The following is a 14448-nucleotide window of genomic DNA, read 5'->3' as shown; positions in this document are numbered from 1 at the left end:
CCGTCGATCCTGCCACCCGACACTGACAGGGCGGCAACCGACATCCGACGCCCCGTCGGGAAGACGGGAACACCGACGTCCGGCACCCCGTCGGGAAGGGCGGGAACCCGGAGCTCACGCGGCCTGTTCCGCTCCCCCGCGGCCGCCCCGTAATCCGGTGTCCGGCACCTCCGCCCGGCCGTAAGCTGTGTCGGCCAGCTACACGCCTGACAGGCACGACCGGAGTACCCCTTGCCCAGCCCCTACCGCGCCATCTTCTCCGCCCCCGGTTCCAAGGGGTTCTCCGCGGCGGGCTTCTTCGGCCGGATGCCGCTGTCCATGATGGGCATCGGCGTCGTGACGATGGTCTCCCAGCTCACCGGCCGCTACGGGCTGGCCGGGGCGCTCTCCGCGACCCTGGCGATGGCGGCCGCGGTCTTCGGCCCCCAGGTCTCCCGGCTGGTGGACCGCTACGGGCAGCGGCGGGTGCTGCGCCCGGTCACGCTGGTCGCGGTGGCGGCGGTCGCGGGGCTGCTGGTCTGTGCCCAGCAGGGGATGCCGGACTGGACGCTGTTCGTCTTCGCGGCGGGCGCGGGCTGTGTGCCGAGCGTGGGGTCGATGGTCCGGGCCCGCTGGGCGGAGATCTACCGGGGTTCCGGCCGCGATCTGCACACCGCGTACTCGTGGGAGTCGATCGTCGACGAGGTGTGCTTCATCTTCGGCCCGATCATCTCGATCGGTCTGTCCACCGCCTGGTTCCCGGAGGCGGGTCCGCTGATCGCCGCCGCGTTCCTGCTGGTCGGCGTCTTCTGGCTGACCTCGCAGCGCGCGACCGAACCGGTGCCGCACCCCAAGACCCAGCACACCGGCGGCTCGGCGCTGCGCTCGCCGGGGCTTCAGGTCCTGGTGGCCACCTTCGTGGCGACGGGCGCGATCTTCGGGGCCGTCGACGTGGTGACCGTGGCCTTCGCCGAGGAGCGCGGCCACAAGGCCGCCGCCTCCCTGGTGCTGGCCGTCTACGCGCTCGGCTCCTGCCTCGCGGGGGCCGTGTTCGGGCTGCTGCATCTCGCGGGGAGGCCCGCGACCAGGTGGCTGGTGGGTGTCTGCGCGATGGCCGTGAGTATGATCCCCCTCCAACTGGCCGGGAACCTTCCGTTGCTGGCCGTGGCGCTCTTTGTCGCGGGCCTCGCCATCGCACCGACGATGGTCACCACCATGGCCCTCGTCGAAGCGCACGTACCGCGCACCAAGCTGACCGAGGGCATGACCTGGACCAGTACAGGGCTCGCGGTCGGAGTGGCGCTCGGCTCCTCGGCCGCCGGCTGGGTGGTCGACGCCGCCGGGGCGAAGGCGGGGTACGCGGTGCCCGCCGTGGCGGGAGCTCTCGCGGCGGCGGCGGCGTTCCTGGGGTATCGCCGGCTGGCCGGGCCGGCTGCGACGGGAGGGCGCGGGGAAGATGACCGACACCTACGCACGGACGACGACGAGCACGTGGCGTAACTGGGCGGGCAACGTCACCGCCCGGCCGGCCCGCGCCGAGACCCCCGCGTCCGTGGACGAGCTCGCGGACGTGCTGCGCCGGGCGAGCGCGGAGGGCCTGCGGGTGAAGCCGGTCGGCACCGGCCACTCCTTCACGGCGACGGCCGCCACCGACGGGGTGCTGATACGCCCCGATCTGCTCACCGGAATCCGGGGCATCGACCGTACGGCGATGACCGTCACGGTGGAGGCGGGCACTCCGCTCAAGCGGCTCAACGCCGCGCTCGCCCGCGAGGGCCTGTCGCTCACGAACATGGGCGACATCATGGAGCAGACGGTCGCCGGGGCGACCTCCACCGGGACGCACGGCACGGGCCGCGACTCGGCGTCGGTATCCGCGCAGATCCGCGCCCTGGAGCTGGTCACCGCCGACGGTACGGTGCTGCGCTGCTCACCCGAGGAGAACGCGGAGGTGTTCGCCGCGGCCCGGATCGGGATCGGCGCCCTCGGGGTGATCACCGCCGTCACCCTCGCCGTGGAGCCGATCTTCCTGCTGACGGCCCGTGAGGAGCCGATGACCTTCGACCGGGTCACCTCGGACTTCGATTCCCTGGTCACCGAGAACGAGCACTTCGAGTTCTACTGGTTCCCGCACACCGGCAACTGCAACACCAAGCGCAACAACCGCAGCGCGGGCCCTGCCGCCCCGCCCGGGAAGGTGAGCGGCTGGATCGACGACGAGCTGCTGTCCAACGGGGTCTTCCAGGTCGCCTGTTCGCTGGGCCGCGCGGTCCCGGCCACGATCCCCTCGATCGCCAGGCTCGCCAGCCGGGCGCTGTCGGCGCGTACGTACACCGACATCCCCTACAAGGTGTTCACGAGCCCGCGCCGGGTGCGGTTCGTGGAGATGGAGTACGCCGTTCCGCGCGAGCAGGCGGTGGCGGCGCTGCGAGAACTGAAGGCCATGGTCGAGCGGTCACCGCTGAAGATCAGCTTCCCGGTCGAGGTGCGCACCGCGCCCGCCGACGACATGACGCTCTCGACGGCCTCGGGCCGGGACAGCGCGTACATCGCCGTCCACCTCTACAGGGGCACGCCCCACCGCTCGTACTTCACCGCGGTCGAGCGCATCATGACCGCGCACGCCGGCCGCCCGCACTGGGGCAAGATCCACACCCGGGACGCGGCCTATCTGGCGGAGGTCTACCCGCGCTTCGGCGAGTTCACCGCGCTGCGCGACCGGCTGGACCCGGACCGGCTGTTCGGCAACGACTATCTGCGGCGCGTGCTCGGCGACTGAACCGGCCCGCGTTCGGGAACGTCACCCGGCGTCGGGCGGGGCCTGCTCCCCCTGGCCGGGGGCGCCGCCCGTACCGGTCGGCGGGGGCGCGCCGGTCTCGCCGCCGGGGTTCGAGGGCGTCGGCGTCGGGGAGGGCGTGGGCTCGCCGCCGGAAGAATGCGAGGGCGTCGGCGTGGGGGTGGGCTCGGCGCTCGGGTCCTCGCCGCCCGTGCCCGTACCGGGGTCGGGGCTCTTGCTGCTGCCGTCGCCCTGGTCCGGGGTCGGGGTGGAACCGGTGCCGTCGTCGCCGGGGGTCTCCCGCTGCTCGCCCCTCTCCCCGTCCTGACCGGTGTCGCCCGAGGGCGTGGTACCGGCCGGTCCGGGGTCCCGGTCGCCGCCGCCCCGCACAACGGAGCTGAGCGTGGTGCCCTGGCCGCCGCTGAGCTCGCCGCCCGAGATCATCTCGTACGCGGTGATCCCGCCCATCGAGACGCCGAAGACGACGGCGGCCGCGAGCGCGGGGCGCTTCCAGCCGCGCAGCCGCGTGCCGTGGGTGACGCCGTCGCTGAACGCGTCGTCGGCGCCGGCCGGGCCGACCACCGCTCGCGGCAGCAGCTGGGTCCGGTCCGGGTCGGGCCTCAGCACCTGCGTGCTCTCGGGCTCCGGACCGACGGCCGGCAGCACCGTGGTGGCGTCCCCGGCAGGCTCCGGACCGGTCCGCCGCTCGGTGTCCCCGCGCCCCGAGGGCGTCGTCTCCTTGGTGTGCACCGTCACTTGGCGGCCCTCCGGGTGGGTCACCTGGACCGTCACCTCACGGATCTGCTCGCCGGTGCGGCGGAAGAAGTGCTGGAAGACCGAACCGCCGCAGGTGGCGACGACGCTCATCACGCCCGCTCCCGCGATCGTGCCGTACACACCCAGCTGCGAGGCCAGCACGGCTGCCGCGACGGCCGCCACGGCACTGCCGGCGACCTGCGGCAGACTCAGATCTATGCGCCTTTCCTTTGGTTCTGTGTCGTTTTCCGGCTTCTGAACCATTACCAGCCCCTGCTTGACATCTCTCCCACCATGCAACAAGAAGGGACAAATGAGCGAAGTGGATAGTTCCGTTTCCGGCGATTGTGTGAAGCAGGACACGCATCAGGGGCGTTTCACCAAGAACTGGGTAACCCAACTCCCGTGCCTCGCGAGAACTTCGGCGGCGCGCCGGTCCACCCCGGTGGCCCGAATGGAGTACTGTGACGAGCCCTGGGGCGGACTCCCACGTGGGAATCCGTGGCTACGGAAGGGGGCCGACGGCGGCACTCGATCCGGCGGCGCCAAGGCATCGCGCGGGTGCTTGCTGCACAGAGCGGCCAAATCGGTCACTTTGGGTCGCAAAGGGTAACCGTGTCATGGTGGCGTTCCAGGGCGAGCGCCCGACACGCCGGGCAACTTGGCAAGGTTGTGGCAGGCTGCACCCGGGCAGGTCACACTCGACTAGCGGAAGCAGCGACGCACGTGACGTCGGCAGGCACCACCCGGGAGGTCCCCATGCCCGAACTGCGTGTCGTGGCCGTCTCCAACGACGGCACACGACTGGTGCTCAAGGCTGCGGACAGCACGGAGTACACGCTTCCGATCGATGAGCGGCTGCGCGCCGCCGTGCGCAACGACCGCGCCCGGCTCGGCCAGATCGAGATCGAGGTGGAGAGCCACCTCCGGCCCCGCGACATCCAGGCCCGTATACGGGCCGGTGCCTCGGCGGAGGAGGTCGCTCAGTTCGCGGGCATCCCCGTCGACCGTGTGCGCCGCTTCGAGGGCCCTGTGCTCGCGGAGCGCGCCTTCATGGCCGAGCGGGCCCGGAAGACTCCTGTGCGCCGTCCCGGCGAGAACACCGGACCTCAGCTCGGCGAGGCGGTGCAGGAGCGTCTCCTGCTGCGCGGCGCCGACAAGGAAACCGTCCAGTGGGACTCCTGGCGCCGCGACGACGGCACCTGGGAGGTCCTGCTCGTCTACCGCGTCGCGGGCGAACCGCACTCGGCGAGCTGGACGTACGACCCGCCCCGGCGGCTGGTCCAGGCCGTGGACGACGAGGCGCGCTCGCTGATCGGCGAGACCGACGACATGGCCGCGCCCGAGCCCAGCTTCCCGTTCGTGCCCCGGATCGCCCGGCTGCCGCGCGACCGCCCGCTGGACCGGGCCCTCGACCGGCAGATCGAGCGGCCCGCCCCGGCCGCCGAGCCCGAGGAGTACGTGAGCAGCGCATCGGCCGGTGAGCGCGACTCGCTGACCAGCCTGCTGGAGGCGGTGCCGAGCTTCCGCGGCGACATGGTCGTGCCCGAGCGGCCCACACAGCCCGAGCCGCCCGCCCTGGAACCGGCGGTGGAGGAGGCCGAGGCGGACGAGCCGCCCGCGGCCGCCGCGTCGGCCGGTGCGGGATCGGCGTACGCGGATGTGCTGATGCCCCGGGCCGTGGCCGGTCACCGCGACCGGCTCACCGGGACGACGGACCGTCAGGCAGAGGCCGACGGGGTCAGGCCGGGCCGCCGGGCCGCCGTGCCGAGCTGGGACGAGATCGTCTTCGGTACCCGCCGCAAGAAGCAGGACTGACCGGGAGATGACGACCGGCGGGAGCGGGGGCCGTACGCGGTTGCGTACGGCCCCCGCTCCGTCGCCGTCCCCCCGCTCGGCAGAGCCGCCCTTACTGGGGCCCGGGGCCCGTGGCAACCGGCCGGGACGGGTCCGAGGACCACTCGGACCAGGAGCCCGGGTACAGGACGCCGCGGAAGCCCGCGATCTCCAGGGCCAGCACCTGATGGGCGCCGGAGACCCCGGAGCCGCAGTAGACGCCCACGCCCTCGGTGCCGCCCTCCGCGCCCAGCGCCTCGAACCGGGCGGCGAGCCGCTCGGCCGGGAGGTAGCGCCCGTCCTCGGCCACGTTCTCCGTGGTCGGCGCGGAGACGGCCCCGGGGATGTGGCCGCCGACGCGGTCGATCGGCTCGGCATCGCCCCGGTAGCGCTCCGCCGCCCGGGCGTCGAGCAGCAGACCCGACCGGGCGAAGGCCGCCGCGCTTTCCGCGTCCAGCGTCGGCAGGGCGCCCGGCTTCGGCCGGAAGTCACCCTCGGAAGGGTGCGGGATCTCGGTGGTGAGGTCCCCCGTCCAGGCGGCGAGGCCGCCGTCCAGCACCCGTACGTCCCCGTGTCCCGTCCAGCGCAGCAGCCACCAGGCGCGGGCCGCGGCCCAGCCCAGCCCGCCGTCGTACACCACGACGGGGGTGTCCTGGCCGACCCCCGCGCGACGCATCACGGCTCCGAAGGCCTCCGGGTCCGGGAGGGGGTGGCGGCCGCCGCTGCCCGCCGGCCCCGCCAGTTCCGTATCGAGGTCGACGAAGACCGCGCCGGGCAGATGACCGGCCTCGTAGTCGGGGCGGCCGGGCGGGCCGCCGAGCTGCCAGCGCACGTCCAGGACCACCGGCGGCCGCGGACCCGCCGACTCGCTCGCGTATTCGGATGCGGTGATGATGGGCTTCATGGGTGCCATCCTCGCGCAGCGGCCCTGGCCCCCGTAACAGAAACGGGACGGACGCCCGGCGGAACGGCGTCCGTCCTCCGTGGAGAAGGCGGAGAACCCGGAGGACGCGGCGCGGCCGGAGCGCCTCGGCCGCCGGGTGGTGCGAGCATCTGCACGGGGCATGCGGGCCCCGTCCTGACCCGGGACGGCATGCCTGCCCCCATCCCCCGTACGACCACCACAACGGTCCGAGGAGAGAGACGACGATGACCGAGGCTGCCGCCCGGCGCACGCCCGGAACACCTTGCTGGGTGAGTCTGATCGTGCACGGCCTGACCACGACCCAGGAGTTCTACGGAGCCCTGTTCGACTGGGAGTTCCGGCCGGGCCCCGACCAACTGGGCCCGTACGTCCGCGGGCTGCTGGACGGGAAGGAGGTGGCGGGCATCGGTCAGCTGCCGCCCGACCGGCACCTCCCGATCGCCTGGACCACCTATCTGGCGACGGACGACGCGGACACGACCGCCGAGACGATCCGCTCGTGCGGCGGTACGGTCGCGGTCGGCCCGCTGGACGCGGACGACGCGGGGCGGATGGCGATCGCCTCGGACCCGAGCGGGGCCGTGTTCGGCATCTGGCAGGCCGCGGACCACATCGGCACCATGACGGCGGGCGTCCCGGGTACACCGGTCTGGAACGAGCTGGTGACCCAGGAGACCTCGATGGTCGCGAAGTTCTACCAGACGGTCTTCGGCTACGAGACGGAAGCGGTGGTCTCCGCCGACTTCGACTACCAGACCCTGCACCTGGACGGCACACCGGTGGCCTCGCTGCACGGCGTCGGCCACGCACTGCCGCGCGACCGCGGTCCGCACTGGATGACGTACTTCGAGGTGGCCGACACCGATGAGGCGGTGGTCCGGGTGGTGGAGCTGGGCGGACGCGTTCTGCAGCCGCCGCGCGAGGCGTCGAGCGGGAGGCTGGCGACGGTCGCCGATCCGGAAGGGGCCGTGTTCACGGTCATCCGGTCCTCGCCGGAGTCCCCCTCCTGAGGGCCGGCTCGTCGTCCCGCGCCCACCAGGGGCTACGGGAGGGCCCTCAGCCGTCCGACGCGACCGGAAGCACATCCGGGGAGAGAGCGCCCGCACGGGCCGTCTCCGCGGTCATCCGGCGGCGGTGGTGGCGCCGGCACAACACCTCGTAACCGACCTCGCCCGCCTGCCGGTTGACGTCGCCGACGACGACCTGGGCGCCCTCGACGACCATCGCGCCGTCCACCGTACGGGCGTTGTGCGTGGCGCGGGCGCCGCACCAGCAGAGGGCCTCCACCTGAAGGGCCTCTATCCGGTCGGCCAGTTCGATCAGGCGCTGGGACCCCGGGAAGAGCTTGGTGCGGAAGTCCGTGGTGATGCCGAAGGCGAAGACGTCGAGCCCGAGGTCGTCGACGACGCGGGCGAGCTGGTCGATCTGGACCGGGGCGAGGAACTGCGCCTCGTCCACGATCACGTAGTCGACCCGGCCGCCGCGGCTGACCCGGTCGACGATGTGCGCGTACACGTCCATGCCCTCGTCCGCCTCGACGGCGTCCGTCACCAGGCCGAGCCGGGAGGAGAGCTTGCCCTCTCCCGCGCGGTCGTCCCGGGTGAAGATCACGCCCTGGAGCCCGCGCGCCGAGCGGTTGTGACCGATCTGCAGGGCCAGCGTGCTCTTTCCGCAGTCCATGGTTCCGGAGAAGAACACCAGCTCGGGCATGAGGGGTCGAGCACCTTTCGGAGGGGGGTGGGCACGGTGGGAGAGGGGTTAGGAGCGTACTTCGAGGAGGGGGACGAGCTGTTCCACGGGGGTCAGGGAGCCGTGCACGCCCGTCATCGCCGACTCGTGCGGCTCGTTGACCGAGGCGGTGATGATCACGTCGTCGTGGGCGGCGGCGACCACGTCGCCGATCCGTCCGTACACCCGCTCGTCGATCGTCGGCCCGAACCAGCCCGCCGCGATCGCCTCGTCCCGGCTCGCCACCCAGAACTGCTCGCCGAGCACCTCGCGCCAGACGGCCAGCACGTCGGCCTGCGCGCCGGGGACGGCGTAGACGTGGCGGGCCCGGCCCTCGCCGCCGAGGAGGGCGACGCCCGCGCGCAGCTCCCAGTCCTCGTCGAAGTCGATCCGGGACTGCTCGTCGAAGGGGATGTCGATCATGCCGTGGTCGGCGGTGATGTAGAGCGCGGAGCGCGGCGGGAGCTGCTCGGCGAGGCGCTGGGCGAGCCCGTCGACGTACATCAGCTGGCCGCGCCAGGCGTCGGAGTCGACGCCGAAGCGGTGGCCCTTGCCGTCGACCTCGCTGTAGTACGTGTAGACGAGCGAGCGGTCACCCGCGGCGAGGCGCTGGGCGGTGACGTCCATCCGGTCCTCGCCGGAGAGCCGGCCGAGGAACGAGCCGCCGCTGAGCGCGACCTTGGTGAGGGGTGTCTGCTCGAAGTCCGGGGCGGAGACCTGTGCGGTGTGCACGCCCGCCGCGTCCGCGAGCTGGAAGACGGTGGGATACGGCTGCCAGACCTTCGGCGCGGTCCACGGCTTCCAGCGGAGCTGGTTCATCAGCTCGCCGGTCTCCGGGTTCCGCGCCGTGTAGCCGGGCAGTCCGTGCTCGCCGGGCGGCAGGCCCGTACCCACCGAGGCGAGCGAGGTCGCGGTGGTGGAGGGGAAGCCCGCGGTGAGCGGGCGGCCGGTGCCGCCGCGCGAGGTGGGGAGGAGCGAGTGCAGGAAGGGGGCCTCGTCGGGGTGGGCGGTGATCTGCTCCCAGCCGAGACCGTCGATCAGGAAGACGCAGTTCCGGTCGGCCGGGGTCAACTCGGGGATCGCGGCCGCGAAGCCAGGCACCCCCTGTCCGGCGACGAGCGTCGGCAGCAGATCGGCGAGCGAGCCGCTGCCGTACTCGGGGACGGGCGCGGTGTCCAGGGCAAGCGGGACGGGGTCCTGCCAGGCGGGCTGGGCCATCAGCGGCCGGTCGCCGCGGTGGCGGCCGTGGCCTCGGAGAGCGACTGGGCGAAGGCGAGGGTCTGACGGACCGCGTCGGGGCCGTCACCGGCCTCGCTGACCCGCAGGCTCAGGTCGTCGGCGGTGGAGCTGCCCGTATAGCCGTGGTCGGCCTCGCAGTTGGGGTCGCCGCAGGCGGCGGGCTCCAGGTCGATCCGGGAGACCGCGCCCCAGCCGATGGTGAGGACGACCTCGCGCGGCAGGGTGCCCGGGACGTACTTCTCCGGGTCGGCCACCACCCGGCTGACCACGACGGAGGAGATCCGGTCGAGCTTGACCGACTCGGTGGAGGTGGTGGCGTGCGCCGTGGGCGAGCCGCTGTCGGCGGCCTGCTCGTCGGTGTGGCTGACGATGAACCGGTGCTCGGTCAGGACCAGCACCGTCACATGGCGGCGCACCTCGTTGGAGTCGAAGGTGGTCTCCTGGTGCACCAGGTACGAAGCGACCGGCTCCCCGCCGACGGCGGCCTCCACCGCCTCGGCCACGAGGGCCGGGTAGTAGCCGCTGCGCTCGATCGCCGCGCGCAGCCCCTGGGTCGTCGTACCGGTCTTTGCCATGAGCACCATCCTACGGCGGGCCGGTGACTGCCGGGGACGCCCCGGCAGTCACCGGGGCCCTCAGTAGTTCGGGAGGCGGCGAGGGCCGAGGTCACCGCGCGGGGGCGGTGGGGCCAGCCGGACGCTCGCGCCGAGCACGGCGATGCCCTGAGGGGCCACGACCACCGGTTCCAGCGCCACGGAGACCACCTCGGGGTGGTCGTCGACCAGCCGGGACAGTCGCAGCAGCAGCTCCTCCAGCGCCGCCGTGTCCACCGGGGCGGAGCCGCGCCAGCCGAACAGCACCGGGGCCGCCTTGATCGACCGGATCAGCTCGGCGGCGTCCCGGTCGGTGACCGGGACCAGCCGGTGCGCGGTGTCGCCGAGCAGCTCGGAGGGTGCACCCGCCAGGCCGAAGGAGAGCACGGCCCCGGCGGCCGCGTCGATGGAGGCCCGCACGACGGTGTCCACACCGCGCGGGACCATCGCCTGGACGACGGGGAGCAGTTCGGCGGGCTTGCCCAGGAGGTCGGTGAGGTCTCCGTACGCCCGGCACAGCGCCTCCTCGTCGGCGAGGTCGAGGCGGACCCCGCCGAGGTCGGCGCGGTGGCGGAGGTGGGGTGCGGTGGTCTTCAGCGCTACCGGGTAGCCGAGCACGGCGGCCGCGGCGACGGCTGCCTCTGGGTCCGGGGCGGGGAGCGTGGGGCGTACGGGGATGCCGTAGCGGCCGAGCAGTTCGCGGGCCTCGTCGTGGGTGAGCGGGCGTCCGCGCGGGTCGGGGGCGGTGGCGAGCTGCGCCTCGATCAAGGCGGCGGCCCCGGCCTCGTCGATGGTGTCGTCGAGGAATTCGGGGACCTTGCCCGGCACGGCCGCCTGCCGTCGCCACTGGGCGTACTTCACGGCCTCGGCGAGGGCGCGTACGGCGCGTTCGGCGGCGGGGTAGGCGGGGATGCGGCCGGCGCGCGCGGGCTGCGGCTGCTCGGCGTCGGTACGTGCCCCGGCCGCCGCGTCCGGCTGCGGCGCGGGGGGCCCTGCGGGTCGGTCGGCCCGGACGGCTGGGGGCTCCGTGGCCGGTGATCCGGGGGCGGTGGCGGTGGGCGGGGTGGCGGGCGTTCCCGGGGAGGTGGTCGTCTCCGGGGCCGTGACTGCGCCCGGCCCGGTGGCTGTTCCCGGGGCGGTGGCTGTTCCCGAGGCGGTGGCTGTTCCCGAGGCGGTGGTGGGCGGGGTGGTGGTCCGGGCTGCGGCAGGTGTCGGCGGCCCGGGGCGCGGCGCGGCCGTGCTGCTCGCGGCGGCCAGGGCCTCGGCGAGGCCGCCGATCTCGACGTGGACGACGGCCACCGGCTTGGCCGGGCCCCCGGCCGCGGCTCCTCGCAGGGCGGCGGCCAGCACCTCGCCGTCGCCGGATTCGGCCTCGCCGTTCTCCCCCACCCACGGGATGGCGGTGACGATCACCGCGTCGCACGTCCCGTCGGCCAGCGCCTCGGCCAGCGCGTCCCGGAAGTCCTGCGGGGAGGCTGCCGTGGTGAGGTCGCGCGGCGGGCGCGGGCGGAGCCCCTCGGCGAGGCAGGCGTCGTACGTGAGGAGGCCGAGCGACTCGGAGTTGCCGAGGATCGCGACCCGGGGGCCCGCCGGGAGCGGCTGGTCGGCCAGGAGGAGTCCGGCATCCACCATCTCGGTCACGGTGTCGACCCGGATCACGCCCGCCTGCCGCATCAGGGCGGAGACCGTGGTGTCGGGGATGCGGCTGACGGGGACGGCGTGGCCGGGCGGGCTGGTGCCGCTGTGCCGGGCGCCCTTCACGACGACGACGGGCTTCACGGCGGCGGTGCGGCGGGCGAGGCGGGTGAACTTGCGGGGGTTGCCGAGCGATTCGAGGTAGAGCAGGGCTACGTCGGTGTCCGGGTCCTCGAAGAAGTACTGGAGGAAGTCGTTGCCGGAGACATCGGCCCGGTTGCCCGCCGAGATGAACGAGGACAGCCCGGCGCCGCGCCGGTGGAGGCCGGAGAGCAGGGCGATGCCGATCGCCCCGGACTGGGTGAACAGGCCGATCCGGCCGCGGGCGGGCGACTCGGGGGCGAGGGAGGCGTTGAGCCGGACGGTCTCGGCGGTGTTGATGATGCCGAAGGCGTTCGGGCCGATGATCCGCATGCCGTACGAGCGGGCCTGGCGGACCAGTTCGCGCTGGAGCTCACGGCCCTCGGAGCCGCGTTCGGCGTACCCGGCGGAGAGGACGACGAGCCCCTGGACGCCGTGCTCCCCGCAGTCGGCGACGGCCTCGGGGACCCGGTGGGCGGGGACGGCGATGACCGCGAGGTCGACCTGCTCGTCGATCTCGCCGATCGAGCGGCGGGCGGGGACCCCGTCGAGGGTGGTCAGGCCCTCGTCGAAGGCCCGGTTCACCGCGTACGTACGGCCGGTGAAGCCGGAGGCGAGGAGGTTGCGCAGGACGGTGCGGCCCACCCCGCCGGTGGTGCGCCCGGTACCGATGACCGCGACGGACCCGGGGTCGAGCAGGCGCTGGACCGAGCGGGCCTCGGCGCGCTGTTCGCGGCCGCGCTGGACGGCGAGGGACTTCTCGGTGGGTTCGAGGTCGAGGGTGAGGTGGACGGAGCCGTCCTCGAAGCTGCGGCGCTGGGTGTATCCGGCGTCCCGGAACACCTTGATCATTTTGTTGTTGGCGGGGAGCACCTCGGCGGCGAAACGCCGGATGCCGCGTTCGCGGGCGACCGCGGCGATGTGTTCGAGCAGGGCGGAGGCGACGCCGCGGCCCTGGTGGGCGTCCTGGACGAGGAAGGCGACCTCGGCCTCGTCGGCGGGGGCGGAGGCGGGGCGGCCCCGGTCGTCGATGCGGTCGAAGCGGACCGTGCCGATGAACTCGCCGCCGATCGTGACGGCCAGTCCCACCCGGTCGACGTAGTCGTGATGGGTGAAGCGGTGCACATCCCGGTCGGATAGCCGGGGATACGGGGCGAAGAACCGGTAGTACTTCGACTCGTCGGACACCTGCTCGTAGAAGCTGACAAGTCGCTCGGCGTCGTCCGTGGTGATCGGCCTGATGCGCGCGGTGCCACCGTCGCGGAGCACCACGTCCGCTTCCCAGTGGTCGGGGTACGCGTGATGCGGACTCTGCTCCGGCGTGGGCTGCATGGACAAAGCCTACGGCGGGCATCCCGGTCGCGGAGGGATCGGTGCCGGGGCAGTCTGATGAGGCCCGGCCGAGGGCGGCCGGGGCGCGGTGACCGGACGGGAGGCCGGGCACAGCACTGCGCACCGCATGAGAGACTGGTCTAGACAACCGTTGATATGTGAAGGGCAGAACCATGGCTGAGCGCCGCGTAAACGTCGGTTGGGCCGAGGGCCTGCACGCCCGCCCCGCTTCCATCTTCGTCCGTGCCGCCACGGCGTCCGGCGTCCCGGTGACGATCGCCAAGGCCGACAGCAGCCCGGTGAACGCCGCCTCCATGCTCGCCGTGCTCGGTCTGGGTGCGCAGGGCGGCGAGGAGATCGTCCTCGCGTCCGACGCGGATGACGCCGAGGCCGCTCTGGACCGGCTGGCGAAGCTGGTCGCCGAGGGGCTGGAAGAGCTTCCCGAGACCGTCTGACCCGTCCCGCCCGCCCCACGGGCGATCCGTCCGCCCCCACCGGACGGAAATACGTGAGAGCCGCGACCCCTTGCCGGGGCTGCGGCTCTTTCGCTTTCCGGAGATATCCGCGCACCGTGAATTCGGGCAGCACGAATACCGCCCTCCGTAATTACTCCCCTTTGTATACGGCGCGATTGTTAATGACGGGCACTCGCGATGTTTACGCCAGGTTGCGAAGTGCTCACCCGGGACCCGGCGGAGGCGCGGCGCCCGGGCCGGTCCGGGCGGCGGAGCCGGTGGGCCGCCGCCGCGCGTTCCGCATGCTGGGCGGTGAGCGCCCTGGCCCGCTCGGCGTCGCCCCGTGCCACGGCGTCCACGATGGCGCCGTGCTCGGCCCAGGAGTCGGCCGGGCGGACCGGCTGTTCGACCGCGTACATCCAGGCGGTCTTGTGCCGGAGCTGGGTGAGCAGCGCGATCAGGCCTGGGCTGCCGGAGGCCTGGGCGAGGGTCTCGTGGAACCAGCCGCCCAGCGAGCGCAGATCCTCGCCCTCGCCCCGGCGGGCCCGCTCCTGACCGAGTCTCACCAGCCCGCGGAGCACCTTGAGGTGGGCGTCCGTACGGCGCTGGGCGGCGCGCGCGGCACCCAGCGGCTCCAGGAGCATCCGCACCTCCAGCAGGTCTGCCGCCTCCTGCTCGGTGGGCTCGGCGACACAGGCGCCGGCGTGTCTGCGGGTGACGACGAAGCCCTCGGACTCCAGGGTGCGCAGCGCCTCGCGGACCGGGACGCGGGAGACCCCGTACCGCCGGGCCAGCAGCTCCTCGGTGAGGCGGCTGCCGCGCTCGTAGACACCGGAGACGATGTCGTCACGGATTGCCGTGCATACCGAATGCGCGGGAATGCGCATGTCCGAACCTCCGCCTTAATCCCCGCGAAACGCGGCCGCCCGACGTCTGTTCCGTGACTCTATTGCAATCCGCCGGAATTTCCGACGGCAGGCCGGAATCCATGGATATCCACTGGCCGAAGAAGGCCTGTTGCACAACCCGGTACGAGGGATTCCGCCGGAATTG

At 73.2% G+C, this 14448-nt stretch carries 12 protein-coding genes; 5 read left to right on the top strand and 7 right to left on the bottom strand.

Translation table 11 applies throughout. From position 1 onward, the window contains the following. Positions 1-231: 231 nt before the first annotated feature. Both RI138_RS26300 and RI138_RS26295 read left to right on the top strand, forming a co-directional pair. A complete protein-coding gene (locus tag RI138_RS26300; RefSeq protein ID WP_311121870.1) occupies positions 232-1479 on the top strand; it encodes an MFS transporter in 1248 nt (415 codons plus the stop codon). Then, positions 1436-2758: a D-arabinono-1,4-lactone oxidase gene (locus RI138_RS26295; RefSeq protein WP_311121869.1), complete on the top strand. Its 1323-nt coding sequence runs from the start codon at positions 1436-1438 to the stop codon at positions 2756-2758. The genes RI138_RS26300 and RI138_RS26295 overlap by 44 nt, the downstream gene beginning before the upstream one ends. 21 nt (positions 2759-2779) lie before the next feature. Here RI138_RS26295 and RI138_RS26290 read toward each other — a convergent pair whose 3' ends face one another. Beyond that, complete coding sequence (locus tag RI138_RS26290) at positions 2780-3775, bottom strand: hypothetical protein (RefSeq protein ID WP_311121868.1); 996 nt, start codon at positions 3773-3775, stop codon at positions 2780-2782. 495 nt (positions 3776-4270) lie between these two features. Between RI138_RS26290 and sepH the strand changes: the two genes are divergently transcribed. After that, the gene (gene sepH, locus RI138_RS26285) at positions 4271-5329 is read left to right on the top strand and encodes a septation protein SepH (protein WP_096630724.1); all 1059 of its coding nucleotides are present in this window, start codon (positions 4271-4273) and stop codon (positions 5327-5329) included. Positions 5330-5420: 91 nt separating this feature from the next. Here sepH and RI138_RS26280 read toward each other — a convergent pair whose 3' ends face one another. Beyond that, positions 5421-6251: a sulfurtransferase gene (locus RI138_RS26280; RefSeq protein WP_311121867.1), complete on the bottom strand. Its 831-nt coding sequence runs from the start codon at positions 6249-6251 to the stop codon at positions 5421-5423. A gap of 245 nt (positions 6252-6496) precedes the next feature. Between RI138_RS26280 and RI138_RS26275 the strand changes: the two genes are divergently transcribed. Then, positions 6497-7282 carry a VOC family protein gene (locus RI138_RS26275; RefSeq protein WP_311121866.1) on the top strand — a complete coding sequence of 262 codons (786 nt, stop codon included), beginning with the start codon at positions 6497-6499 and terminating at the stop codon, positions 7280-7282. Between the two features lie 46 nt (positions 7283-7328). Here RI138_RS26275 and RI138_RS26270 read toward each other — a convergent pair whose 3' ends face one another. Genes RI138_RS26270 through RI138_RS26255 form a run of 4 tightly spaced genes read right to left on the bottom strand, consistent with a single transcriptional unit; the run spans position 7329 to position 12940 of the window. Next, complete coding sequence (locus tag RI138_RS26270; RefSeq protein WP_096630719.1) at positions 7329-7982, bottom strand: thymidine kinase; 654 nt, start codon at positions 7980-7982, stop codon at positions 7329-7331. 48 nt (positions 7983-8030) lie between these two features. Then, on the bottom strand, positions 8031-9218 hold the full coding sequence (locus RI138_RS26265) for an alkaline phosphatase family protein (RefSeq protein ID WP_311121865.1): 1188 nt from the start codon (positions 9216-9218) through the stop codon (positions 8031-8033). Beyond that, positions 9218-9814, bottom strand: coding sequence for a DUF5998 family protein (locus RI138_RS26260; protein WP_096630716.1), 597 nt, complete (start codon positions 9812-9814; stop codon positions 9218-9220). The genes RI138_RS26265 and RI138_RS26260 overlap by 1 nt, the downstream gene beginning before the upstream one ends. A gap of 60 nt (positions 9815-9874) precedes the next feature. Continuing rightward, on the bottom strand, positions 9875-12940 hold the full coding sequence (locus tag RI138_RS26255) for a bifunctional acetate--CoA ligase family protein/GNAT family N-acetyltransferase (RefSeq protein ID WP_311121864.1): 3066 nt from the start codon (positions 12938-12940) through the stop codon (positions 9875-9877). Positions 12941-13113: 173 nt separating this feature from the next. On the opposite strand from RI138_RS26255, the gene RI138_RS26250 reads away from it, so the two are divergent. Then, positions 13114-13395, top strand: coding sequence for an HPr family phosphocarrier protein (locus RI138_RS26250; protein ID WP_096630713.1), 282 nt, complete (start codon positions 13114-13116; stop codon positions 13393-13395). Positions 13396-13574: 179 nt separating this feature from the next. On the opposite strand, the gene RI138_RS26245 is transcribed toward RI138_RS26250, so the two are convergent. Further along, positions 13575-14282, bottom strand: a complete 708-nt coding sequence (locus RI138_RS26245; protein WP_311121863.1) for a GntR family transcriptional regulator — start codon at positions 14280-14282, stop codon at positions 13575-13577. Positions 14283-14448 lie beyond the last annotated feature (166 nt).

Origin of the sequence: Streptomyces durocortorensis (genome assembly GCF_031760065.1) — a bacterium.
GTDB lineage: Bacteria > Actinomycetota > Actinomycetes > Streptomycetales > Streptomycetaceae > Streptomyces.
Note: the sequence above shows the minus strand (reverse complement) of the source record. Positions and strands in the feature narration are given on the sequence as shown.

What these genes read in the sequence shown, in the direction of transcription:
- RI138_RS26295 (WP_311121869.1), top strand. Translation starts at nt 1,436, where the DNA reads ATGACCGACACCTACGCACGGACGACGACGAGCACGTGGCGTAACTGG.
- RI138_RS26290 (WP_311121868.1), bottom strand. Translation starts at nt 3,775, where the DNA reads ATGGTTCAGAAGCCGGAAAACGACACAGAACCAAAGGAAAGGCGCATA.
- sepH (WP_096630724.1), top strand. Translation starts at nt 4,271, where the DNA reads ATGCCCGAACTGCGTGTCGTGGCCGTCTCCAACGACGGCACACGACTG.
- RI138_RS26280 (WP_311121867.1), bottom strand. Translation starts at nt 6,251, where the DNA reads ATGAAGCCCATCATCACCGCATCCGAATACGCGAGCGAGTCGGCGGGT.
- RI138_RS26275 (WP_311121866.1), top strand. Translation starts at nt 6,497, where the DNA reads ATGACCGAGGCTGCCGCCCGGCGCACGCCCGGAACACCTTGCTGGGTG.
- RI138_RS26270 (WP_096630719.1), bottom strand. Translation starts at nt 7,982, where the DNA reads ATGCCCGAGCTGGTGTTCTTCTCCGGAACCATGGACTGCGGAAAGAGC.
- RI138_RS26265 (WP_311121865.1), bottom strand. Translation starts at nt 9,218, where the DNA reads ATGGCCCAGCCCGCCTGGCAGGACCCCGTCCCGCTTGCCCTGGACACC.
- RI138_RS26260 (WP_096630716.1), bottom strand. Translation starts at nt 9,814, where the DNA reads ATGGCAAAGACCGGTACGACGACCCAGGGGCTGCGCGCGGCGATCGAG.
- RI138_RS26255 (WP_311121864.1), bottom strand. Translation starts at nt 12,940, where the DNA reads ATGCAGCCCACGCCGGAGCAGAGTCCGCATCACGCGTACCCCGACCAC.
- RI138_RS26250 (WP_096630713.1), top strand. Translation starts at nt 13,114, where the DNA reads ATGGCTGAGCGCCGCGTAAACGTCGGTTGGGCCGAGGGCCTGCACGCC.
- RI138_RS26245 (WP_311121863.1), bottom strand. Translation starts at nt 14,282, where the DNA reads ATGCGCATTCCCGCGCATTCGGTATGCACGGCAATCCGTGACGACATC.